The sequence below is a fragment of the Peptostreptococcus sp. MV1 genome (assembly GCF_000758885.1).
Lineage (GTDB): Bacteria > Bacillota > Clostridia > Peptostreptococcales > Peptostreptococcaceae > Peptostreptococcus.
This window is the reverse complement of the sequence record NZ_JRNB01000048.1, coordinates 26,417-49,203: the sequence shown is the minus strand read 5'-3', so window position 1 is coordinate 49,203 and position 22,787 is coordinate 26,417. Positions and strand designations below refer to the sequence as shown.

Here is a 22,787-nt window from a genome sequence, read left to right as displayed (position 1 = left end):
CGACTTTGAAAGCATTTTTGTTACCATCAACGCTATATATTATAGAACCGTTTTATATGGTATTAACAGGTATTGAAGAATTATAACAAATTAGAACCTTGCCTCATTCACCTTGTAGTCGTAGGTCTTCAAAAACTTCATATAAACCCTATCCCAAAACTCATAGTCAGACAGTCTAAGTAACTTGACTGTCTTATTGGCATTTCTAGCATTTATTTCATACACATCATTGTACTTGTGTTCCTGACCATCCACCACTGTGATTATAGTGTGTTCAGCCTTGTATTCTGGCTTTATGGCTATTTCACTGTCTATACCTGGCAGGATAATACTGGATGTAAAGCTCCTGAAGGCATTGGTACTGATAGGTGATATAGGCGTTATTTGGATGATATTTAGCCTATTGTCGACTATACTACCACCAGCAGAGTAGTTGTAGGCAGTGGAACCCGTAGATGTAGACATAATCAATCCGTCACCACTGAAGGTCTCCATATAGTTGCCGTTTACGTGTAGACCCAGGTGGGCTGTCCTAGATTGGTTTCCCCTTACCACTAATTCATTTATTGCATAGGTGTGGTATATTTCATCCTTGCTCTTGATATCTACATCCAATAAATACAATTCCTTTATATCATAGGTTGAATTTAGGTAAGCATCTATAAATAAATCAATTTCCTTCTCTGTGGGAAGTATTTCTGCAAAAAATCCCAGATGACCAGTGTTTACACAGAAAAAAGGTATATCAGGGAAGTCCAGGTCTCTTACATTTCTTAAAAAAGATCCGTCTCCGCCAACTGATATGACCAATTCGCTATTGTCCCTGATATTTTCACTGGTAGTAAAACCGATAGATAGGAACTTGTCTATTAATATTTTTTTTATCTTTCTAGAAATTTCTAGTTCATTGGATTTTATTACAACGTTTCTAGTCATGCTTTCTATACACCCAAGTTTGGGGTGCCCTCCTATAATTCATTATATCATAGGCGTAAAATATATGGTACAATATTGTAAGATAAAATGAGGTCATAGTGACTTATAAAATAAGGTAAGGGTGAAGAAATTGTTTATAAGAGATAGGCAAAAATGGAATAGTTTTTTTATAAGAGTTGATAGAGAAGTGAAAATAAAGGACCTCTTGATAGATGACCTTAATTTTTCGGTTAGGTCCATATCCAAGATGAAGAGGGCAAATAATATATATATAAATGGCAGGCCAGCTAAACCTACTAGCATGGTTAAGCAGGGTGATATAATAGAAATACAGATAAATGAAGAAAAGGCAGGTTTTATTGGGCAGGACCTGGGGGTAGCTATCGTCTATGAAGACCAGGACCTAATAGTGGCAGACAAGCCCCCGTATATGGTTGTCCACCCGACAAAGAGCCATTTTGATGGTACCTTAGCCAATGCAATCAGCTACCACATAGATAGAAGAGGAGAAGGGCCTAGGATTAGGTTCGTAAATAGGCTAGATATGAATACTTCAGGTTTGGTGGTGGTGGCAAAAAATTCATATGCCCACCACAAGCTATCACTTGACATGGGGCAGGACAATGTCTACAAGGAATACCTGGCCATAGTCGAAGGTATAATAAGTGAAGATAGTGGAGTTTTGGACTTTCCTATATACAGGGAGACAGAGGATTCTATAAGTAGGGTAGTAGACCCAAGGGGGCAGAGGTCTATCACACATTTCAGGACCCTACAGAGGCTAGATGGGGCCAGTCTACTTAGCCTGCGTTTGGAAACTGGTAGGACCCACCAGATAAGGGTCCACCTATCTCATACTGGACATCCGATTATAGGTGACGACCTCTATGGAAAGCCTGATAGCCCCTTAATAAGTAGGCAGGCCCTACATGCATATAGGATAGGATTTGACCAGCCTAGGTTTGGAGATAGGATTGAATTGACAGCTGACCTACCTCAAGATATGGTGGAATTATTAGAAAAATTAGGAGGAAGAGTAGATGATTATAAATAAATTTATTATACACGTTTTGGACAAAAATGCAGATTTTCCAGTCTTAAATGATGTGGAGAACTCTATATCGCCAGAGACGGATGCCTTTTATCAGAAGGTCATTAGACGTATACTTAGGGATGAGGACCTTAGAAAGGCAAAGTTTAAGGACTACGGTGAAAATGAAATCAGGGTATGCGCAGATCATATCCTATATGATGAGGCATCTTTTGTAGTCAGCTCTCAGGGAATAGCTAGGTTTATGTTTGATGCCATGAAGATTAATGCAGAGTTGGACTCCTGTGACCTAGCTCTTGTCCTATATACCCACAAGGACCAAAAGGGAGTGGCTATCATAAAATTAGACTACAAGAAGCTATACACTCACGAAATAGTCTACGATGAGAACGAGAGCCTAGTGGCCATCAAGATGGTAACTAATGAAATAGGTATCCAGGATTCACAGAAGATTATCCATGCGGCCTTGATAGGACCAAGTGGTCTGAATGATGAGTGGCAGCTTCAAGTCTTGGACAAATTAGCAGAAAAGCAAGAAACTGACTCCAGTTTTGTGACAGAATTTTTGAAGGCTGAAAAGGTCAGGGATGAGAAGTACCTGACTAAGGTCTTTAAGAATACTACGGAAAATTGGATTACAAATGCCTATGCCAATGATGTCAAAGAAGCAGAGAGTGTAAGAAGTATTCTGAACTATAACCTAAAAGAGGCCAATGACGTTGATCTAGATAAATTTATAGAGGAGTCTATTAGGGATGATGACAGGAAGGAATCCTACAAGGAATTGATGGTTGAAAAGGGGATTGTAGAGGGCTTCAATATAGACAAGACTTGGGTAGAAAAGAAGTTGAAGAGAAGGAGCATCAAGACTAATACAGGTTTTGATATAAAGGGCCTACTGGACGACTTTGAAGACCCTATGAAGTACTCATTTAAGCAGAATGAGGACGGTAGCTTTGACATCACCATCAAGAATATTGACTTTTACGAGGAAAAATAGTCCTGTATATCCGGCATAAGTAAAAATAGTTTGGTTAGGCTAGAATAGAATAGAATAGAAGAGCGTAAGTAAAAATAGTCTAGCGTAAGTGAAATTGTCTAGCATAAGTATAATAGTCTGGCAGTAAAATAGCCTGACATGAGAAATACATAAAAGTTATAAAAAGAGACCTCATATTTATACCCTGGACTTGGTATTTGAGGTCTCATTATTTATGGCAAAATATATGCTCCTTGTGGTAGCCTGCGCTTTATTTAAAAGGTAGCCTACTTGTTGTTTTCAATATACTTGACTATGTCTCCAACAGTCTTTATGTTTTCTAACTCATCGTCATCAACCTTAATATCAAATTCTTCTTCGATGTTCATTATAATTTCTACAGCATCTAGAGAGTCTGCGTCTAGGTCTTCTTGAAGATTAGTATCCATACTTATGAAATCACTATCATCGATATTTAGCTGTTCAACTATAATTTCTTTAATTTTATCAAACATGATTGTCCTCCTAAAAAATTATATGGGTAAGTATTGACCCTATATTCTGGCTACGACCTTTATCGTATATAGAGTATATTAATATATTATTTGGAAAAATTCAACAAAATACCATAAATTATACAAAAAAACTATATTTATTTTGGGGTTTGTTATATAATATTTAGATAGAGAATTGAATTTTATAGACTTATGTCTTATTTTTAAAAACCTGCGTAAAATTATTTGAGTCCTGGGAAAAGGTTATACCTATAGGCCTTTTCTAGGGTGACTTCTTAATTTTCGAGGAAGGAGAATGAAAAATGGTAGTAAAAAGACCGACTACAATAAAAGATGTGGCAAAGAAGGCTGGTGTATCAATATCTACTGTATCTAGAGTAATTAATGATTCCAAACCAGTCACAAATGAGGTAAAGCAGAGAGTTCTAGACGTGATAAAGGAGACAGGTTATGTACCGAATCCTTTGGCTAGAAGCTTGGTAACAAAAAGGAGCCAGTTGATAGGTGTAATAGTACCTGAGGTTACGGATACTTTTTCAGCAGAGGTACTCAATGGTATTGAAGAAATATCAAAAATGTATGACTATGATATACTATTGGCAAACACTTATTCTGAAAAGGATATAGAAATTAAAAATATAAACATTCTTAGGGCCAAGCAAGTTGAAGGTATAGTTATGATAAGTTGGGACATTGACAAGGATGTAGTTGATATGTTGGAGGATTCAGGCATACCGGCGGTATATATCAGCAAGACTACTAGGGACTATGATATATATAATGTATCTATAAACAACAAGTCAGCAGTCAAGGATATGACTAACTTCTTGTTGGATAGGGGGCATAAAAATATAGCTCTTTTAAATACAACATATCAGATATCAAACTTGGCAGATGAGAGGTTGACTGGTTACAAGGAAGCAATAGTAGAAAAGGGGCTTGAAATCAATGTTGATATAATAAAGTCATGTGGACCATCATTTGACGATGGCTATATGACTGTCAAGGATATGCTAGAATCAAAGGTAGATGTTGATGCTATATTTGCGACAAGTGACGAAGCTGCAATAGGAGCTATGAACGCCTGTTTTGATTTGGGTTATAAGATACCGGAGGATATTTCAGTAGTAGGTTTTTATGACACCAAATTTTCAAAGATGTGCAGGCCTAAGCTGACTACTGTCAAGCAACCACTATATGATATGGGTGCAGTCGCTATAAGGATGATAATAAAGATGATTAAGGGTATAGAAATTGACGAGAAAAAAGTTGAACTACCTTATACAATATCAGATAGGGATAGCGTTGCTAGGATGTAGCTACTAGTTGTAAATGAGCTTTAAATATATAATGATTGCTAGGTTTGAAGTTAGATACTTTGGAATAATGATCTATTAAATCTTGCTAGCTACTATTTAAAGTGGTATAATATATTTAAATCTAGAACATGCGACAAGGCTATATGTAAGTTCAACCTACATATATTATACGGGAGACTGTGTTCATATACTAGTATGATATGCTTGGATTTATCTAGGATTTCAGAAAGTATGAGACTGGTCACCCACCTGGGTGATTCTCGGGTGTGAATTTAATTGGTCTACGGTGTTTTGGGAGATAAAAGTGTTGCTTTGGCAGCACTTTTATTTTATATATAATTATTTTAATTTGGGGGTATACTATGACTCTGGACATGTATAAATTTGAATTTGATAAAAACGGTAAAAAGTATATACAAGTTTATAATGTAATAAAGAATCTTATCTTGGAAGGAAGCCTGGTCAGAGATGAAAAGCTGCCTCCAATAAGAAAGTTGGCAGACCTACTAGGTATAAATAGTGTTACGGTTGTAAAGGCATATGAACTCTTAGAAAATGAGGGTTATTTGATCAAGAGGCCTGGTAGTGGATGTTATGTTTCTAAGATGAAAAGTACTGGGTCTGTACCTGAAAAGAATGGACTATATAGGTTAGATACAGGCAATCCATCTGCTGATATATTTCCGATTGATGATTTTAAGAAGGCTGTTAATATGGCCTTGGATGATGATTTGGCTAGTTTGTTTAACTACGATGATGGGAATGGCATATATGAGTTAAAACAAGTTATGGTATACTATTTAGCTAAACACAGGATTGAGACTAGTATTGATAACATAATAATCACATCTGGCGGTCAGCAGGGTATAGATATTATATCAAAGAGTTTACTTAGCTATTCAGACCTGGTATTCATTGAAGAGCCGACATATTCAGGTGCTATAGAGGTTCTCAAGATGAGGAATACAAAGCTAGTATCTATTCCTATTTTAGAAGATGGTATAGATATAGGTCTTTTAAAAATGAAATTAGAAAAGATAAGACCAAAACTCTTGTATGTTATGCCAAATTTTCACAATCCAACAGGTATATCATATTCAGAATATAAGAAGAAAAAGTTAATAGAGTTGGCGGAAGAATATAATTTTTACATATTAGAGGACGATTTTATAAGTGATTTTAAGTTCATGTCTGAAAATAACAGGACTTTGAAGTCCTATGATAGTCACAATAGGGTTATATATATAAAAAGTTTTTCCAAGATTCTGATGCCGGGCCTGAGGATGGGAATTATGGTGGTGCCTACTGAACTAGTGGAGAGGACTATTTTATCAAAACATAGTTCGGATATATCTACATCACCATTGATTCAAAAATCTCTATACTATTATATGTCCAAGTTTGATTGGGATAAACATACCTTGGATATGGAAAAAATATATACAGATAAATTTTTGGAAACCTATAAGTATATTAATAAAAAATTAGGTGGTCGTCTTACAATTATTAAGAATAAGGGTGGAATAAATTTCTTTCTTGGCTTAAATAGGGGTTTTTCATCTAGAAATTTTGTGAATTTCATGTATAATAAAAAGGTAGCCCTCCAACCAGGTTATATTTATTATGACCTGGATATTGAGGATAGGTTTTTTAGGATAAATATATCCAGAGAGAGCGTGGATAGAATAAAAGAAGCTGTGGATATTATCAGTGATAGTCTGGACGAGTTCTACACATTGAGTCGTATTGAGGGTAAAAGTTTATAGTAGTTTAAATAATTGGTAAGTATGATATGTTTGGGAAAAATATAATTTTGGAAAGGAGTTGTTGATATGGATTTAATCAATGAATTTGACAAAGATAAGTTGGCGAGGATTAATGAACTTGCTAGAATAGCTAAGACTAGAGAATTAACTGATGATGAGTTAAAAGAGAGGGATATCCTGAGAAAGGAATTCTTGGCAAACTTCAGGGCAGGTTTTAGCCAGCAGTTGAGTGGTATTAAGGTAGTTAGACCTGAGGACCAAAATTAAGAAAAATTTAATTAGATGGGATAATATTTGAAAAATAATACCGACCTGACAAGTTCCAGTGAAAACTAGCTGGCTTGCTGGGTCGGTATTTTATTAGCTTAAAAGGGCTTGTCTAGGTTGTATAGCTCAAATACGTAGTTTAAGAAGGCCTTTTCGGTAGGAGACAGGAATTTTTTGTCTGAATATACCAAATAATGGTCTGAAATCATACTTAGGTTTTCGATACGGTATATATTAAAGTTATTGTATCTTTTTCCGTATTGAGCCAGTGCATTAGTGACTAGGGTGGAACCTATACCAGCGCTGACCATAGACATGACAAGGTTGTCGGAATCTATATAGGCCCTTATATGGAGGTCCTTGGGGTTGATTCCTACTGAACTAAGTTTTCTAGACAAGTAATCGCCATCTAAACTTTCGTCACTCTTCAATATAAGAGGTAATTTTTTAAAACTTTCTAGGCTGACGTAGCCATCTTTATTCTTAATGTCCAAGTCTGGTGGACACAAAAGAACTAGATCATTTTTTGAAAATAGGGTATATACTAGCTTGTCTGATTCAGTAATTGTAGATGTAAGACAGAGACTAGCGTTGTCATTTACCAGTTCGGAAATGGCCTGGTCATGGGTCATATTTTTAAGGGTAAAGCTGGCATCGGGGTACTTGCTTGAGAATTTTTTTACCATAGGTGGAAGGATGGCTTCACCAGGTACACAGGTATAGATTAGGTCTACATTTCCTTCTATCTTTCCTTGGTAGTCCTTGATGTCATTAACCGCCCTCTTGCAGTCGTTAAGAATGGTTAGGGCATGGTTAAAAAGAATGTAGCCGGAATCTGTAAGGGTGATAGACTTGTTATTTCTATTGAATAGAGAGGTCTGCATCTCATTTTCTAGGTTTTGTATATGGGAGCTTATTGTTGGCTGAGTCAAAAAAAGTTCCTTGGCAGCCTTAGAGAAGCTCTGGTTTTTTGCTACGGCGACAAAGGCCTCTAGTTGTTTTATATCCATTGCTTGATTACCTTTCTGTAAAAGTTTATTATGCTCAAACCACGACTATAGATTCGAATTGGAATTGTTTTATAAAAATAGTATACTACAGCTCTATGCTTATTTCAATAATGCATAGATGAAATACATTTGATATATATAAAAAAACTATGATATATCATACAAAATTCAAATTAAATATATTTTTAATTCATATTTACTTGATATCATAAAGATGTAGAAATGACAAGGTCATTTTTATAAAATATAATTACCCTATAACTGGTGACGAAACTCCCTCACATCCTCGATATTCGTCATCAGGGCTATTTTTTTCCTATGGATGAGGTCTTGTATCTCATCTATAGGTTTTTTGCTTTTTGGGGGTCTTTTTTTGTATTTAAACAGAAAAAAAGACACAAAACATTGTCTTGTGTCTTTTAGTGCCGCTGGCCGGGGTCGAACCGGCACGATATTGCTACCGCAGGATTTTGAGTCCTGTGCGTCTGCCAATTCCGCCACAGCGGCTTACCGTGTCAAGCAGTATCGACATGAGTACATAAAGTATTTTACCATAGGATAGGAATAAAAACAAGAATAAAAAAGAAAATTATAAAAAAATATATAAGGCATTTGTGGTATAATCTAATTTAGTTGTTTAATGCGCAAGGAGAGGAGCGATTAATATTATGGAAAAGAATAGATTACTTTTGATTGATGGTAATTCAATAATAAATAGGGCGTTTTTTGCCCTACCACCGATGGACAACGGTCAAGGCTTACAGACAAATGCTATATACGGATTTTTGACAATGTTGTTCAAAATGATAAAAAGCTATGAGCCTAGTCATATATCTGTGGCCTTTGATATGAAGGCACCTACATTTAGGCACAAGTCATATACAGAATACAAGGCAGGTAGAAAGAAGATGCCAAATGAGTTGGCTATGCAGCTACAACCATTGAAAGATATCCTAGACAAGATGAATATAGATAGGCAGGAAATAGAGGGCTATGAGGCGGATGATATACTTGGAACCCTATCACTGGATGCCGAAAAAAATGGTTATGAGGTATATATTGTTACTGGAGACAAGGATGCCATTCAGTTGGCTTCAGACACTACAAGGGTATTGATTACCAAAAAGGGTGTTGGAGAGGTCGAAGAGTATGATACGCAGGCTGTATTGGACAGGTATTCATTGACACCAGACCAGTTTATAGACCTTAAGGGCTTAATGGGCGATAAGTCCGACAATATACCAGGTATACCAGGAATAGGGGAAAAAACAGGCATCAAGTTGCTCCTAGAGTACGGAAGTGTCCAGGGTGTTTTGGATAATGTCGACAAGCTAAAGGGAGCCCAAAAGAAGAAGGTAGAAGAAAATATGGAATCAGCCCTAATGAGTAAGGAGCTTGCAAGGATATTTAGGGAAGTTCCAATTGAATATTCCTTAGACCAAATGGTTTTTGGAGATTTTTCTCTTGAAGAGCTAATAAAGGCATTTCAAGAACTTAGGTTTACGAGTCTAATCGCCAGACTAAATGATATAGTTGGGCTTGACATGGATGAAGAGGCAGTTGATGTAGATATTTGTCAACTGTCAGACTATGAAGACCTTATAAATAAGGCAAAAGATAAGGGGCGAGTCTTTATAAAGGTGCTTAGACGTCAAGCAAATATACTTGACCAGGCTATATACATGACGTATTTGAGTATGGGAGATGGCAAAGTATATAGGGTTGAAGGAGATAAAATCTCAGATATAAGGGCTTTACTGGAGGATGAGGATATAGAAAAGATAGGTTATGAAATGAAGTCTGATTATGTAGCTCTCAAGCCATACGGAATAGACCTTAAAAACATGGCCTTCGATATAGCTATAGCTGAATATATGATAGATTCTAAGACATCTACATCCTATGAGATAGATAGCCTATCTAGTAAGTATATTTACAAGACTATAATGTCTAAAGAAGATCTTTTAGGCAAGGGGGCCAAGGCCTTGACTTACGAAGAGGTGGACCTAGACAAGCTAGACAGGTATGCAACTGGCCTAGTGTCGACTATCGAAGGAGTATATCCAAAGATGAAGAAAATCATAGAAGAGGACGATATGACAATGCTATTCTATGATGTAGAGATGCCCCTAGTAGAGGTTCTAGCAGAAATGGAGTATGTTGGTATATGTGTCGATAGGGATATTCTATCTAGCTTGGCCGGAGAATTTAATAATATAATAGAAAAAACAGAAAAAAATATACACGAGCTTGCCGGTGAAAAATTTAATGTAAATTCACCAAAGCAGCTGGGAGTAATCCTGTTTGAAAAGTTGGATCTACCTGTAATAAAAAAGACAAAGACAGGTTATTCTACAAATGCAGAGGTACTAGAAAAGCTAAAAGACAAGCATGAAATTATAGATCTAATCACAGAGTACAGGTCAGTTGTAAAGTTAAAGTCCACATATGTGGATGGAATAGAGTCCTTAGTCAATGAAAAGGACGGAAGGATACACTCCTCTTTTAACCAAACTATTACCACTACCGGTAGAATTTCATCGACTGATCCAAATATGCAAAATATACCTGTAAAGACGGATATGGGAAGGCAGATCAGGAAGGTATTTATAGCTGATGATTCAATGAGTCTTGTAGATGCCGACTATTCCCAGGTAGAGCTAAGAGTCCTAGCCCACATGAGTCATGACCCACATATGATAGAGGCCTTTAACAGTGGTGAGGATATACATAGAAAGACTGCATCCCAGGTCTTTAATGTAGAATTAGAACAGGTAACACCCGAGCTTAGGAGTGCTGCTAAGGCTGTTAACTTTGGTATAATATATGGTAAGAGTGACTTTGGTTTGGCTCAAGACCTAGACATAAGTCAGAAAAAGGCCAAGGAATATATTCAAAGTTACTTTAACAAATATGAAACTATCAAAGCCTTTATGGACCATATAGTTGCAGATGCAGAAGACAAGGGATATTCTACCACTATGTTCAATAGGCGTAGGTATATACCTGAAATTAAGTCTAGCAACTTTATAGAAAAGAATAGGGGCAAGAGGGCAGCTATGAATGCCCCAATCCAGGGTAGTGCAGCCGATATTATCAAGATAGCCATGGTAAATGTCTACAATAGACTAAAGGAAAATGGTCTAAAATCTAGGCTGATTCTCCAAGTACACGATGAGTTGATAGTTGAGACTAGTGCTGATGAGTTGGCTGAAGTTGAAAAGCTCCTGAGAGAAGAAATGGAGAGCGCAGTAAATTTAAAAGTTGACTTAAAGGTAGACCTAAATACTGGCAAGTCATGGTACGAAACAAAGTAGGTGATAGTATGTTTACAATAGGATTGACTGGTAATATTAGCTGTGGAAAGAGCAGCATATCAAAGATACTTGCATCAAGAGGAGCTGTGATAATAGATGCAGACCTCCTATCCAGAGAAATATATGATTACGAGGATGTACTAGGTGAAATGAGGTCTAGCTTTCCGGAATCTATAATAGATGGCAAAATAGATAGAAAAATCTTGGGAAGTATAGTCTTCTCAGATAAGACTAGGTTGAGCGACCTCAACAGAATCTCCCACAAAAAGATACATGAACTGGTATGTCAAGCCTTGGAAAATAACAAAGACGAAGACTTGGTAGTCGTCGATGCGGCCCTTTTGCTAGAGGCAAAATTCGACTCCTTGGTTGATAAAGTGGTTCTTGTATATTGTGATGAAGAAAAACAAGTAGTACGCTTGATCAACAGAGATTCGATTTCTAGGGAGGATGCCCTAAAGAGAATAGAGAGCCAGATGAGCCAGGAAGAAAAGAAAAAAATGGCCGATTACCTAGTAGATAATTCTGGTGATATGGAATCTCTTGAATGTGAGGTTGAAAAATTAATTAAAAAAATTAGAAAGTGGATGTGTGAAGGTGAAGGTAAGGAAGTTAAAGGCTAGTAGGCTTATACTGGCCCTGATACTTGTATTTATAGCACTTTTTATGGCTTTAAATTACAAAAAGATAGGATATGCCCTGTATCCTACCAAATTTTCAGAGTATGTAGAAAAATATTCTTCAGAGTATGGTGTTGATAAATACCTAGTTTATAGTATAATAAAAACTGAGAGTAAGTTTCATACAAGAGCTATTTCCTCTAAAAAAGCCAAGGGTCTCATGCAGATTACAGATAAGACTGCTGCCTGGGGACGACAAGAGCTTGGTCTTGGGGATGCTGATATATATGACCCTGAGACAAATATAAGGATTGGAATTTGGTACTTGGGAAAATTGCAAAAAGAGTTTCGTGGTGAATACAAACTTGTCATAGCTGCCTATAACGGGGGTTCAGGTAATGTAAGAAAATGGTTGAGAACAAGAGATTACAGTAAAGATGGAAAGAACTTGGCCAAAATACCATTTAATGAAACTTCTAAGTATTCCCAGAAGGTACTAGACAATTACGAAAAATATAAGTACTTGTATGAATAAATGCATATGATGATAGGAGGATAAGAATGAAAAAGAGATTGATGGTTGAAGGTATGCACTGTATGAATTGCGTTAAGGGTCTAAGAGACGTACTTACAGAAGATTTAGAAGGTGTAGATGTAGTAGAAATAAGTCTAGAAGGTAAGTATGCTGATGTAGACGTGGCAGACAGTGTAACTGATGACCAACTTAAATCTGCAGTTGAAGAACTGGGATTTGAGTTAAAGGAAATTAAATAAGTAAGTGTATATTCAGCGGCTGATCCTATAGGGTCAGTCGTTATTTGTGTGTAAGGAATTAAAAATTAAAGATTTTTTCTTTTCTCACCAAAAAAAGAAACAAAAAAGTTACAAAAAACCTGGTCTAAAGATGCTGGCAAGGGGGTCAAAAGAAACAAAAAAGTTACAAAAAATCATAAAAATTGCAAAAAAGTCACCTTTTTTTGAAAAAATACTTTACAAGTCGTAACAAAATGTTGTATTATAGTCTTGTGCAAGAATTGAAAAACGAAATAAAACTTTAGAAAAATATAAAGTTAAAAAAATGTAACAATTAATTTCGGATGTAATTTCTTTAAAATCAGTTTAATTTATGATGTAAAATAGCTGGATTTTATAAAGATAAAAAATAATGAGAGGTGAGAATTTAGATGAAAAAAGCAATAACAGTGTTAGGGTTAGGTGCTGCAGCTGTTGCTATATCGGTTTCAAATGCTAGTGCTATGGAACAACAGAATACTAGTGCAGTGGAACAACAGGATGCTCAAACAACTACAGGAATTAACCTTAGAGAACAGCCAGGTGCAACTTCAAATAAGGTCTCAGAGCTTCAAGCGGGTTCAAAAATAACGGTTAAAGAGAGAAATAATGGTTGGGTCAACGTTCAGACTGATGATGGTCAGAGCGGTTGGGTAAGTGGTTACTATGTATCTGATAAGGATGGTAATCCAATTATAGCCAACAATGCTGTGAACAATACAGATAGCACTCCTGCAAACAAGGCAGGTAAGGAAGTTGTAAATAATAAAGATACTAAGATAACAGACTCAGCTGATTACAATCAGGGAAATAAAGCAAAGTCAACAACTAATATCAAGGAAAGTAGTTCTGATGTTGCTGTCAATTCAAATGCTAAGATTGAATCTACAGCATCTTTAAATATCAGAATAGGTCCGTCTGTATCAAATGGAATATCAGGCGTAATATACAAGGGCGAGATATTCAAGGTTGTTTCTAAGTCCTCTAATGGATGGTACAAGGTTTTATTAAAAGATGGTACAACTGGTTGGGCTAGTGGTAAGTATATTAGTTTGACAGCGGAACAGGACAAGACTAATATAACTGACTATACACAGAAAAATACAAAACAGAATGCAGGTTCAGCATCACAGGGTAGGGTAAACAGTTCTGTTGGCCTAAATATTAGGTCAGGAGCAGGTACTGGTAACTCTGTTATAGGTACTCTTGCAAATAATGCAACAATCAATATAATTGGTGAAGAAAACGGATGGTATAAGATAAAGTTGGATAATGGTAGAACAGGATATGTTGGTGCTAATTATATATCTAAGCTTTCAGGCGGTTCTAATATCGTTGACAATACATCTAATAGTAATGTTAAGGAGACAACAAATCCTGAAACAGAGGCAGAAAATAATAAGACTAATACAGCCAAGCCTACTGTAACAGGTAACAAAGTCGTGGACTATGCTCAGAAATTACTTGGAACTAAGTATGTATGGGGTGGTACTAGTACTCAGGGATTTGACTGTTCAGGATTTACTCAGTACGTATATAAGAAGATGGGTATAAATATACCAAGAGTTTCTAGGGCGCAGGCAAGTGCAGGTAGTCCAGTATCTCTATCAAATATAAAGCCGGGAGACCTATTATACTTTGATACAAATGGTTCAGGAACTACTAGTCACGTTGGTATCTACATGGGTAATGGTAAGTTTATACATGCCAGTGGTACAGCTACTAACCCAGAACGTGTTAAGGTATCTAATATGTCAGAAGGTTGGGTTAAGTGTCTAGGTGCTAGAAGGTTCTAGTTTTTTATTGTAGAGCTTATAAATATGATATCTTAAAGACCATGAAGAAGGAAAATTTTCGTGGTCTTTTTTTAATTGAGAAATATAAGCGGTTGGATTAAATTGCATATATTTTATCAAACAGTATGTCCTAAATAAAATTCCTAACTTGTAAAAACTTGATTTTTATTTTTTAAGGATCACTTTTTTGGCCTTTTCTGAAAAATAACTTGCATTTACTCGGTCTGCAAGGATATAAAATGCATGTAAAACAGTCATTCTGCTTAAGAATAAATTAAGTTAATGATATATGGTTGCATAAAATAAACTTTTTAGGCGTATTTCCTTATTAAATATGAATAACAAATAATATATAAATTTTATTTGCCTTAATTATAGCGATAGTGGTATACTAGTAGTGAGAAAATTTTAATATTAGTTAAGAATAGGGGGTAACAAAATGAAACTCTTAACTTTTAAGGGAGGAATACATCCTCCGTATGGAAAAGAGTATGCTAACAAGAAACCAATTGAGAAAGCAGCAGCGCCTGCTATGGTTTATATCCCACTTCAGCAGCACATAGGTGCTCCAGCAAAATGTATTGTTGCTGTAGGTGATGAAGTTAAACTAGGTCAAAAGATTGGTGAAGCTCAGGGATTTGTATCTTCTAACATCCATTCGTCAGTATCAGGTGTCGTAAAGGCTATAAAGCCATGCGGTGTTCCTAATGGTACTGCTATGTGTGTTGTCATTGAAAACGACTTCAAAGAAGAACTTCATGAAAGTGTAAAGCCTCATGGCGATATAGCTGACTTGAGCAAGGAAGAAATTGTTGGAATAGTCAAAGAAGCAGGTATAGTTGGTATGGGTGGTGCAACATTTCCTAACCATGTAAAGATATCTCCTCCACCAGACTCAAAGGCGGAATACGTTATCTTAAATGGTGCTGAGTGTGAGCCATATCTAACAGCTGACGACAGATTGATGGTAGAACATCCAGAAGATGTCGTATACGGTATCAGGGCCCTTATGAAGGCTCTAGACGTAAACAAAGGTTTCATAGGTATAGAAGTAAATAAGCCAGAAGCCATTGCAAACGTAACAAAGGCTGCAGAGCCATATCCAGAGGTTGAGGTAGTAAGCTTACAGGTTAAGTATCCAGAAGGTGCTGAAAAACAGTTAATTTATGCATGTACAGGAAGAGAGGTTCCTCCAGGAGCGCTTCCAATAGCAGTAGGAGCAGTTGTTGACAACGTTGCTACAGCAGCAGCAATAGCAACAGCTATCAAGACTGGTATGCCTCTAGTTGAAAGAATAACTACAGTTACAGGACCTTGTATCAAGGAGCCTAAGAACTTAGTTACAAAGATCGGTACAAAGTTCAGTGAAATAATTGAACAGTGTGGAGGTCTTAAGGAAGATGTTGTAGCTAGAAAACTTATAGCTGGTGGTCCAATGATGGGATTTGCTCAGTTTACTGATGACATATCAACTAACAAGGGATCTTCAGGTATATTGATTTTAGACGAAGATATAGCTGTAGCACCAGAACCAATGAATTGTATTAAGTGTGGTAGGTGTACTGACGTATGTCCAGCATTCCTTCAACCATTATTTATAAGCGCATATTCGTTGAAAAATGATTTTGATGCGGCAGAGCAGCACAGAGCTATGGACTGTATAGAATGTGGTTCATGTTCATTCATATGCCCAGCTAGAAGACTTTTATTGCCATCAATCAGACAGGCTAAGAGAGAAATCGGTGCTAAGAGAAGAAAAGCTGCAGCAGCTCAGAAGAAATAATAGTTAGGGGGAAAAGAAATGGATAAGCAATGGATAGTGTCTTCTTCTCCACATATTAGGACTAAAGAAGATACTTCATATATTATGAAGCAAGTCATTTTGGCACTTATGCCAGCAACATTGGCTGGATTGTATTACTTCAGGGTTCAGGGATTGATTACAATCTTAGCTTGTGTTATCGGTGCAGTATGTTCAGAATGGGTATATTGCAAGATTACAAAGAAAAAGTCAACAATAAATGACTTATCAGCAGTAGTAACTGGTTTACTATTGGCATTCAACGTGCCAGCAGGTTTACCAATTTGGATGTGTGTAGTTGGTTCAATATTCTCTATCATAATCGTAAAGATGGTATTCGGTGGTATTGGTTTCAACTTCTTGAATCCAGCACTAGCAGGTAGAGCATTCCTACTAGCTTCTTTCCCAGTTGCAATGACAACTTGGTTGAAGCCAGGAGCTAACGCAGACGCAACAACAATAGCAACTCCACTTAGCTACATGAAGTTAATGGGAGCTGAAGGTATGGGAACTTCTGCAGATGCAGTAGCTAAGCTACACGATGCAGGTATCTCAATTGGTAGTATGTTTATGGGTAACATCGGCGGTACAGTTGGTGAAACTTGCTCATTACTACTAATACTTGGTGGAATATATTTGATTTACAAGGGAATTATATCTTATGTGATGCCAGTAACTTATATATGTTTGGTATTCATATTAACATTTTTATTTGGTGGATTTAATGCAGAATTTGCAGTATATCAGGCATTCGCAGGTGGACTACTACTAGGTGGTATCTTCATGTTGACTGACTATACAACTTCACCAATGACTAAGAAGGGTCAGATTATATACGCAGCGATTGCGGCTGTGATAGCTACTTGTATCAGACTTTTCGGTGGATATCCAGAAGGTGTATCGTATTCAATCCTGTTCGCCAACTGTTTAGTTCCACTAATCGACAAGTACGTACACAATAGAGTATTCGGGGAGGTGCGTAAATAATGAATAGTATGGTTAAAATAGGAGGAACTCTTTTTGGTTTCTCTGCTATAGCTGCATTATTATTGGCTGGTACTAACCAGGTTACATCTCCAGTTATAGAGCAGTTGAATATCAAGGCTAGTAACGAGGCTAGAATAGCTGTTTTACCAGACGCAAAGGAATTCAAGCCAGTTGACAAGTCTGCATATGCAAGTGCAGGTGCCAAGACTACTATAGAAGTTTTTGAAGGTACTAACGGTGCTGACACTGTTGGATATACTATAAAGACTGCTCCAGTTGGTTACGGTGGCCCTGTAGAACTAACAATCGGTATCAGTAAAGATGGTAAAATTACTGGTGTAAATGTTGGTAACAACAGTGAAACTCCAGGTCTAGGTGCTAAGTCAACAGATCCTGCCTTCAATGGACAGTACAAGGGCAAGGCTGCAAAACCTCTAGAAGTTATCAAGAGTGGTGCACCTGGTGAAAATCAGATAAAGGCGATATCTGGTGCTACAATTACATCAAAGGCAGTAACTGGCGGTGTAAATGAAGCTATTGCGATATTCGATGCAGTAAATAAATAGGGGGGTCAAAGATGAGTAATATAGGAAAAATATTTAAAAATGGTATAATCGATGAGAACCCTACCTTTGTCCAGGTAATAGGTATGTGTCCAACACTTGCCGTTACAAGTTCAGCAATAAACGGTATAGGTATGGGCCTTTCTACAGCAGTGGTTCTTGCTTGTTCAAACTTAGCAATATCATTACTTAGAAAGATTGTTCCAGATAAGATAAGAATACCATGTTTCGTAGTTGTAATCGCTACATTCGTTACAATTGTTCAGATGTTGTTAAAGGCTTATGTGCCAGCTCTTGACAAGGCACTTGGGCTTTATATACCTCTTATAGTTGTTAACTGTTTGATACTAGCAAGAGCAGAGTCTTTTGCATGTAAGAACAAGCCGTTCCCATCATTAGTTGATGGTTTCGCTATGGGTCTTGGATTCACAATAGCACTTACAATACTAGGTGCTGTAAGAGAAATCCTAGGTGCAGGTAGCGTGTTTGGATTTACATTCTTACCAGCAACATTTAATACATTGTTGTTCATATTGCCTCCAGGAGCCTTCCTTACTTTAGGATGCTTGATGGCTGTATTTAACAAGTTAACAAATAAAAAAGCGTAAAGGGGTGTAGAGATTGAAATTAATATTATTATTTTTATACATAGTTCTAGTAAATAATGTTATAACTTCTCAGTTCCTTGGTATTTGTCCATTCTTGGGTGTTTCTAAGAAAACAGATACAGCAATAGGTATGGGTGTTGCCGTAACATTCGTTATAGCTTTAGCATCTATAATAACTTATTTCATTCAGATGATATTGGATAACTTCCAGTTGGGATACTTGCAGACAATAGCATTTATACTTGTTATTGCATCTATCGTTCAGTTCGTTGAAATGGTTATAAAGAAGACATCACCATCATTATATCAGGCACTTGGTGTGTTCTTACCTCTTATAACTACTAACTGTGCAGTTTTGGGTATAGCTATAGTTAATATTACTAAGGGTTACAATATTATTGAAACTCTAGTAAATGGTGTAGGTGCTGGTATAGGATTTACACTTGCAATAGTTATATTTGCAGGTATCAGAGAAAGGTTAGAATTAGCTGACGTTCAGGATGCGTTTAAGGGATTCCCTATAACACTAATATCAGCCAGCTTAATGTCAATAGCTTTTCTAGGATTCACAGGATTAATTAAATTATAAGGGAGGTACTAGAGAATGCTTATTGTTTATGCGGTAGTAGTACTTGGTATACTTGGTTTAATCTTTGGTATGATCCTTGATTTCGCTTCTAAGAAGTTTGCTGTTGAAGTAGACCCTAAGGAAGCAGCAGTACTAGAAGTTTTACCAGGAGCCAATTGTGGTGGTTGTGGATTCCCAGGTTGTGGTGGTCTAGCAGCTGCAATAGCAAAGGGAGAAGCACCAGTAAATGGTTGTCCAGTAGGTGGAGCTGCAGTTGCAGAAAAGGTTGCTGGAATAATGGGTGTTGATGCCGGTGTAGGTGAAAAGATTGTAGCTAATGTAAGATGTAAGGGTACATGTGAAGCTACTAAGGAAAAATACGAATACAGCGGTATACAGGATTGTAGAGCAGCTGCATCATTAATCGGTGGTGCCAAGTCTTGTTCTTACGGATGTTTAGGTCTAGGTACTTGTGTACAGGTTTGTAAGTTCGATGCTATTCACGTAGTAGATGGCGTTGCCGTAGTTGACGAAGAAAAGTGTGTTAACTGTGGTAAGTGTATAGATATATGTCCAAAGGGACTTATTGAGCGTAAGCCAGCTAATAAGGCTGTTACAGTTCAGTGTAAGTCAAATGACTTTGGTAAGTCTGTAAAGGATAACTGTAGTGTAGGTTGTATAGGTTGTGGACTTTGTTTTAAGGAATGTCCATTCGATGCAATCATATTTGAAGACAAACTAGCACGTGTCGATTATGACAAGTGTAAGCAGTGTAATAAGTGTGCTACTAAGTGTCCTACAAAGGTTATAAAGCCAAAGGAAAGAAAGAAACCAGCAGTTAAGGCTAAACCTAAGGTTGAAGAAGCTAAGGCTGACGTTAAGCCAGAAGAAAATAACTAATTAGCTTTATAGCTTAACTAATATTAAGAGTCACCGTATATTAATTATATACGGTGATTTTTTGCGTGTTTGTATATATGTTTTGGCAAATATCTAATTCACGTTAATACTACTTTCCATAGATTTTTTTATTTATAATTATGCCTATATAGGTATGAGGATAAATGTGAGATTTTTACACTGGTGGCTAATGGATAATAGTGGGCTGCTTATTGTATTTGCTAGAAATCAAAATATGAAAAATTTTAGAGTATATGGGTGGTATTATGAGTGATGTTTTGAGAATTAGAGAAATGTGTGATGATGAAAAGCCGAGAGAAAAGATGATGAAAAAGGGGGTAAAATCCCTATCAGATGCAGAGCTATTGGCCGTAATGATTAGGACAGGAAACAAAAATAACAATGCAGTAACCCTGTCATCTAAGGTATTGGCCCAATCCAAGCATGGGGTGAGAGGACTTACAGATATGACCTTGGATGAGCTTTGTAGTATTGATGGTATAGGCCCTTCCAAGGCTACTATAATCAAGGCTGCCTTGGAGTTGGGTGTTAGAGTATCCCAGTATCTACCTAGGAAATTTAAGATAGGAAATCCATGGGATGTATATTCCTACTATATGGAAGAATTAAGATACTTGAAGAAGGAAGTATTTAAGGTAATATTACTAAATACTAAAAATGAGATAATATGTGATGTTGATGTATCTATAGGTAGCCTAAACTCATCTATAGTACACCCTAGAGAGGTCTTTATAGAAGCTATAAAGAGGAGGTCAAATGCCATTATACTTATGCATAATCATCCATCAGGTAATCCAGAGCCTTCAAAGGAAGATATAATGATTACTAAGAGACTGTATGAGTGTGGGAACTTGCTTGGTATTAATGTTCTGGACCATATAGTAATTGGTGACGGAACCTATTATAGCCTAAAGGAAAATAATATATTTTAAGTAAAAGATATAAACAAGAATCCCGTTTCATGATATACTATAAGTTACAGGTATTTAATTTTATCTGCAAAATTAGTGAAAACATGGAGGACGATATGGGACTTTTTAGTAAGATTTTTGGATCGAATATAAATAATATAATTACCAATGATATGGGTATCGATTTGGGTACTGCTAATACTTTGGTTTACATAAAGGGACAAGGAATAGTAGTTGATGAGCCATCAGTTGTGGCAATAAGAGATGACAATAATGAGATTTTGGCTGTAGGTCAAAAGGCCAGGGATATGGTGGGTAGGACACCAGAAAATATAATTGCCATCCAACCAGTGAAGGAAGGGGTAATAGCTGACTTTGAGGCTACTCAGGCCATGATGAGCTACTTTATCCAGAAGGGTTCAAAGGGGGTTGTCAGCCCTAGAATAGTAATCTGTGTACCTTATGGTATTACCAAGGTTGAAAAAAAGGCCATAGAAGAGGCTGCAATCCAGGCAGGTGGAAGAGAAGTCTTTATACTTGAAGAGCCAATGGCTGCCGCTATAGGAGCAGGCCTAAATGTAAATGACCCAGAAGGAAATATGATAGTAGATATAGGTGGTGGAACATCTGAAATAGCTGTTATATCTCTAGGTGGTGTTGTAGTTGCCAATTCAATAAGGATAGGTGGAGATGAGTTTGACCTAGCCATTGAGAATTTTGTGAGAAAGGACTACAATATAATCATAGGTGCAAGGACATCAGAAAATATCAAATTGGCTATAGGTTCTGCCTTCCCAGGTGATAAGGAAATTGAGATGACAATAAGTGGTAGAGATATAATGTCAGGCCTACCTAGAACCATAACTATAGGGTCTACAGAGGTCAGAGAGGCCTTGAGAGAGCCAATAAACGAAATAGTAGAGGCTATAAGGACTACTTTGGAAGATACTCCTCCAGAGCTAGCATCAGACATAATGGAAAAGGGAATATTCCTGACTGGAGGCGGTTCACTACTAAGGGGTATGGACAAGTTAATTCAGGCAGAAACATCATTGAATGTAACGGTGGCAGAGAAACCACTTCAATGTGTGGCAATCGGAGCAGGCAAGTCTATAGAAAACTCAGATATATTTCATAGCATAGTTATGATGAATCATGAAGGATAGTTGGTGGTAAGCTTGAAATTAGATAAAGATAATAGAAAAAGGTTAAGTATAAAGACTATACTGGCAACTATTGTCGTAGTTTTAATAGTAGCTATAACTGCAAATTCTCTGTCAAATGCAGGTAGACTAGAAGTTGTGGAAAGCCAAGGAATCGTATCTGGATTCTATAGTGTAGGCAAGCATTTTAATAATGTAGTTGTGGGTCTAGGTAATTTCTTTGGAGATTTGGTTAGTTTTAGGTCTAATTCTAAGAAGGTCCAGGAACTAAAGAGTGAAAATGACAAGTTAAAACAAAAGATTATAGACATGGAGAGCGATGTAGATAAACTAGATTCACTGGAGAGGCTCAAAAAATCATTGAATTATGTATCTACTAATCAGCGTAATAATATGGTATCAGCCAGCATAATAGGTAAGAACAACGGAGACTGGTACAAGTCATTTATAGTAGATGCAGGTGCTGGTGATGGTGTCAAAACTGACAGTATAGTAATTAATGGTCAAGGTGTAGTAGGCATTATTTACAGTGTTAGTAATCACTATTCTAAGGCCATATCCCTGATAGATTCAAGGGCTTCAGTGAGTTTTAAACTAGCCAAGAAGAATGACTACAAGGGAGTTATTACGACTTCATCTATAGTTGGTAGTGCAGACTTTACCGATATGAACAAGTTGCTCCAAGGTTACCTATTTGATCCAAAGGCAGATGTGAAAAAGGGCGATCTTCTAGTTACATCAGGCTTGGGTTTATATCCTGAAAATATACCAATAGGTAATGTTAGCAGAGTTACATATGATAAGAACAAGTCTATGAAAACTATAAGGATTAGGCCAAGTGTAGACTTTAAAAATATTGACAATGTCAGTATAATTCCTCCAAGAAAGGTTCAATAG

General features: G+C 36.8%; 22 protein-coding genes, 1 tRNA gene and 1 other RNA gene. 20 read left to right on the top strand and 4 right to left on the bottom strand.

Annotated features, from left to right (window positions below; translation table 11 throughout):
- Positions 1-90 precede the first annotated feature (90 nt).
- Entirely contained in the window at positions 91-936 is an 846-nt protein-coding gene (locus HMPREF1639_RS03820; protein ID WP_036763435.1) for an NAD(+)/NADH kinase, read from the bottom strand.
- A gap of 121 nt (positions 937-1,057) precedes the next feature.
- On the opposite strand from HMPREF1639_RS03820, the gene HMPREF1639_RS03815 reads away from it, so the two are divergent.
- Both HMPREF1639_RS03815 and HMPREF1639_RS03810 read left to right on the top strand, forming a co-directional pair.
- The gene (locus tag HMPREF1639_RS03815; protein ID WP_242847274.1) at positions 1,058-1,990 is read left to right on the top strand and encodes an RluA family pseudouridine synthase; all 933 of its coding nucleotides are present in this window, start codon (positions 1,058-1,060) and stop codon (positions 1,988-1,990) included.
- Positions 1,977-2,987 carry a nucleoid-associated protein gene (locus HMPREF1639_RS03810; protein ID WP_036763434.1) on the top strand — a complete coding sequence of 337 codons (1,011 nt, stop codon included), beginning with the start codon at positions 1,977-1,979 and terminating at the stop codon, positions 2,985-2,987. The genes HMPREF1639_RS03815 and HMPREF1639_RS03810 overlap by 14 nt, the downstream gene beginning before the upstream one ends.
- 266 nt (positions 2,988-3,253) lie before the next feature.
- On the opposite strand, the gene acpP is transcribed toward HMPREF1639_RS03810, so the two are convergent.
- The gene (acpP, locus tag HMPREF1639_RS03805; RefSeq protein ID WP_036763432.1) at positions 3,254-3,481 is read right to left on the bottom strand and encodes an acyl carrier protein; all 228 of its coding nucleotides are present in this window, start codon (positions 3,479-3,481) and stop codon (positions 3,254-3,256) included.
- A 302-nt stretch (positions 3,482-3,783) separates the two neighbouring features.
- On the opposite strand from acpP, the gene HMPREF1639_RS03800 reads away from it, so the two are divergent.
- The 4 genes from HMPREF1639_RS03800 to HMPREF1639_RS03790 all read left to right on the top strand — a co-directional run bounded on the left by HMPREF1639_RS03800 (position 3,784) and on the right by HMPREF1639_RS03790 (position 6,833).
- The gene (locus HMPREF1639_RS03800) at positions 3,784-4,800 is read left to right on the top strand and encodes a LacI family DNA-binding transcriptional regulator (protein WP_036763430.1); all 1,017 of its coding nucleotides are present in this window, start codon (positions 3,784-3,786) and stop codon (positions 4,798-4,800) included.
- Positions 4,801-4,915: 115 nt separating this feature from the next.
- Positions 4,916-5,103, top strand: a non-coding RNA gene (gene ssrS / locus HMPREF1639_RS09060) — 6S RNA.
- 71 nt (positions 5,104-5,174) lie between these two features.
- Entirely contained in the window at positions 5,175-6,566 is a 1,392-nt protein-coding gene (pdxR, locus tag HMPREF1639_RS03795; protein ID WP_242847273.1) for a MocR-like pyridoxine biosynthesis transcription factor PdxR, read from the top strand.
- 66 nt (positions 6,567-6,632) lie between these two features.
- Entirely contained in the window at positions 6,633-6,833 is a 201-nt protein-coding gene (locus HMPREF1639_RS03790) for a DUF896 domain-containing protein (protein ID WP_036763426.1), read from the top strand.
- 98 nt (positions 6,834-6,931) lie between these two features.
- On the opposite strand, the gene HMPREF1639_RS03785 is transcribed toward HMPREF1639_RS03790, so the two are convergent.
- Positions 6,932-7,843 (bottom strand): LysR family transcriptional regulator, encoded by a 912-nt coding sequence (locus HMPREF1639_RS03785; RefSeq protein ID WP_036763423.1) that lies wholly within the window; start codon positions 7,841-7,843, stop codon positions 6,932-6,934.
- Positions 7,844-8,266: 423 nt separating this feature from the next.
- A tRNA-Leu gene (locus HMPREF1639_RS03780) sits at positions 8,267-8,350 on the bottom strand.
- Between the two features lie 161 nt (positions 8,351-8,511).
- Between HMPREF1639_RS03780 and polA the strand changes: the two genes are divergently transcribed.
- The 14 genes from polA (at position 8,512) to mreC (ending at position 22,787) form a co-directional block, all read left to right on the top strand.
- The gene (gene polA, locus HMPREF1639_RS03775; protein WP_036763421.1) at positions 8,512-11,160 is read left to right on the top strand and encodes a DNA polymerase I; all 2,649 of its coding nucleotides are present in this window, start codon (positions 8,512-8,514) and stop codon (positions 11,158-11,160) included.
- Between the two features lie 8 nt (positions 11,161-11,168).
- Positions 11,169-11,783 (top strand): dephospho-CoA kinase, encoded by a 615-nt coding sequence (gene coaE / locus HMPREF1639_RS03770; protein WP_036763419.1) that lies wholly within the window; start codon positions 11,169-11,171, stop codon positions 11,781-11,783.
- The gene (locus HMPREF1639_RS03765; RefSeq protein ID WP_330371691.1) at positions 11,752-12,315 is read left to right on the top strand and encodes a lytic transglycosylase domain-containing protein; all 564 of its coding nucleotides are present in this window, start codon (positions 11,752-11,754) and stop codon (positions 12,313-12,315) included. The genes coaE and HMPREF1639_RS03765 overlap by 32 nt, the downstream gene beginning before the upstream one ends.
- Before the next feature lie 26 nt (positions 12,316-12,341).
- On the top strand, positions 12,342-12,554 hold the full coding sequence (locus HMPREF1639_RS03760; protein WP_036763413.1) for a heavy-metal-associated domain-containing protein: 213 nt from the start codon (positions 12,342-12,344) through the stop codon (positions 12,552-12,554).
- A 410-nt stretch (positions 12,555-12,964) separates the two neighbouring features.
- Complete coding sequence (locus tag HMPREF1639_RS03755; protein ID WP_052045407.1) at positions 12,965-14,368, top strand: C40 family peptidase; 1,404 nt, start codon at positions 12,965-12,967, stop codon at positions 14,366-14,368.
- Positions 14,369-14,807: 439 nt separating this feature from the next.
- Positions 14,808-16,151 carry an electron transport complex subunit RsxC gene (rsxC, locus tag HMPREF1639_RS03750; RefSeq protein WP_036763408.1) on the top strand — a complete coding sequence of 448 codons (1,344 nt, stop codon included), beginning with the start codon at positions 14,808-14,810 and terminating at the stop codon, positions 16,149-16,151.
- An 18-nt stretch (positions 16,152-16,169) separates the two neighbouring features.
- Complete coding sequence (locus tag HMPREF1639_RS03745) at positions 16,170-17,156, top strand: RnfABCDGE type electron transport complex subunit D (protein WP_036763406.1); 987 nt, start codon at positions 16,170-16,172, stop codon at positions 17,154-17,156.
- Positions 17,156-17,722, top strand: a complete 567-nt coding sequence (locus HMPREF1639_RS03740; protein ID WP_036763403.1) for an RnfABCDGE type electron transport complex subunit G — start codon at positions 17,156-17,158, stop codon at positions 17,720-17,722. The genes HMPREF1639_RS03745 and HMPREF1639_RS03740 overlap by 1 nt, the downstream gene beginning before the upstream one ends.
- Positions 17,723-17,733: 11 nt before the next feature.
- The gene (rsxE, locus tag HMPREF1639_RS03735) at positions 17,734-18,327 is read left to right on the top strand and encodes an electron transport complex subunit RsxE (protein ID WP_036763402.1); all 594 of its coding nucleotides are present in this window, start codon (positions 17,734-17,736) and stop codon (positions 18,325-18,327) included.
- Positions 18,328-18,340: 13 nt separating this feature from the next.
- A complete protein-coding gene (rsxA, locus tag HMPREF1639_RS03730) occupies positions 18,341-18,916 on the top strand; it encodes an electron transport complex subunit RsxA (RefSeq protein ID WP_036763400.1) in 576 nt (191 codons plus the stop codon).
- A gap of 15 nt (positions 18,917-18,931) precedes the next feature.
- Positions 18,932-19,795 carry an RnfABCDGE type electron transport complex subunit B gene (gene rnfB, locus HMPREF1639_RS03725; RefSeq protein WP_036763398.1) on the top strand — a complete coding sequence of 288 codons (864 nt, stop codon included), beginning with the start codon at positions 18,932-18,934 and terminating at the stop codon, positions 19,793-19,795.
- Positions 19,796-20,061: 266 nt separating this feature from the next.
- Complete coding sequence (gene radC / locus HMPREF1639_RS03720) at positions 20,062-20,748, top strand: RadC family protein (protein WP_036763395.1); 687 nt, start codon at positions 20,062-20,064, stop codon at positions 20,746-20,748.
- A gap of 95 nt (positions 20,749-20,843) precedes the next feature.
- Positions 20,844-21,893, top strand: coding sequence for a rod shape-determining protein (locus tag HMPREF1639_RS03715; RefSeq protein ID WP_036763393.1), 1,050 nt, complete (start codon positions 20,844-20,846; stop codon positions 21,891-21,893).
- Between the two features lie 12 nt (positions 21,894-21,905).
- Complete coding sequence (mreC, locus tag HMPREF1639_RS03710) at positions 21,906-22,787, top strand: rod shape-determining protein MreC (protein WP_036763390.1); 882 nt, start codon at positions 21,906-21,908, stop codon at positions 22,785-22,787.

Coding starts and splice junctions, on each gene's coding strand:
- rsxC (WP_036763408.1), top strand. CDS start 14,808: ATGAAACTCTTAACTTTTAAGGGAGGAATACATCCTCCGTATGGAAAA.
- HMPREF1639_RS03820 (WP_036763435.1), bottom strand. CDS start 936: ATGACTAGAAACGTTGTAATAAAATCCAATGAACTAGAAATTTCTAGA.
- coaE (WP_036763419.1), top strand. CDS start 11,169: ATGTTTACAATAGGATTGACTGGTAATATTAGCTGTGGAAAGAGCAGC.
- HMPREF1639_RS03800 (WP_036763430.1), top strand. CDS start 3,784: ATGGTAGTAAAAAGACCGACTACAATAAAAGATGTGGCAAAGAAGGCT.
- HMPREF1639_RS03760 (WP_036763413.1), top strand. CDS start 12,342: ATGAAAAAGAGATTGATGGTTGAAGGTATGCACTGTATGAATTGCGTT.
- radC (WP_036763395.1), top strand. CDS start 20,062: ATGAGTGATGTTTTGAGAATTAGAGAAATGTGTGATGATGAAAAGCCG.
- HMPREF1639_RS03785 (WP_036763423.1), bottom strand. CDS start 7,843: ATGGATATAAAACAACTAGAGGCCTTTGTCGCCGTAGCAAAAAACCAG.
- polA (WP_036763421.1), top strand. CDS start 8,512: ATGGAAAAGAATAGATTACTTTTGATTGATGGTAATTCAATAATAAAT.
- acpP (WP_036763432.1), bottom strand. CDS start 3,481: ATGTTTGATAAAATTAAAGAAATTATAGTTGAACAGCTAAATATCGAT.
- pdxR (WP_242847273.1), top strand. CDS start 5,175: ATGTATAAATTTGAATTTGATAAAAACGGTAAAAAGTATATACAAGTT.
- HMPREF1639_RS03745 (WP_036763406.1), top strand. CDS start 16,170: ATGGATAAGCAATGGATAGTGTCTTCTTCTCCACATATTAGGACTAAA.
- HMPREF1639_RS03740 (WP_036763403.1), top strand. CDS start 17,156: ATGAATAGTATGGTTAAAATAGGAGGAACTCTTTTTGGTTTCTCTGCT.
- rsxE (WP_036763402.1), top strand. CDS start 17,734: ATGAGTAATATAGGAAAAATATTTAAAAATGGTATAATCGATGAGAAC.
- HMPREF1639_RS03715 (WP_036763393.1), top strand. CDS start 20,844: ATGGGACTTTTTAGTAAGATTTTTGGATCGAATATAAATAATATAATT.
- rnfB (WP_036763398.1), top strand. CDS start 18,932: ATGCTTATTGTTTATGCGGTAGTAGTACTTGGTATACTTGGTTTAATC.
- HMPREF1639_RS03810 (WP_036763434.1), top strand. CDS start 1,977: ATGATTATAAATAAATTTATTATACACGTTTTGGACAAAAATGCAGAT.
- HMPREF1639_RS03755 (WP_052045407.1), top strand. CDS start 12,965: ATGAAAAAAGCAATAACAGTGTTAGGGTTAGGTGCTGCAGCTGTTGCT.
- HMPREF1639_RS03790 (WP_036763426.1), top strand. CDS start 6,633: ATGGATTTAATCAATGAATTTGACAAAGATAAGTTGGCGAGGATTAAT.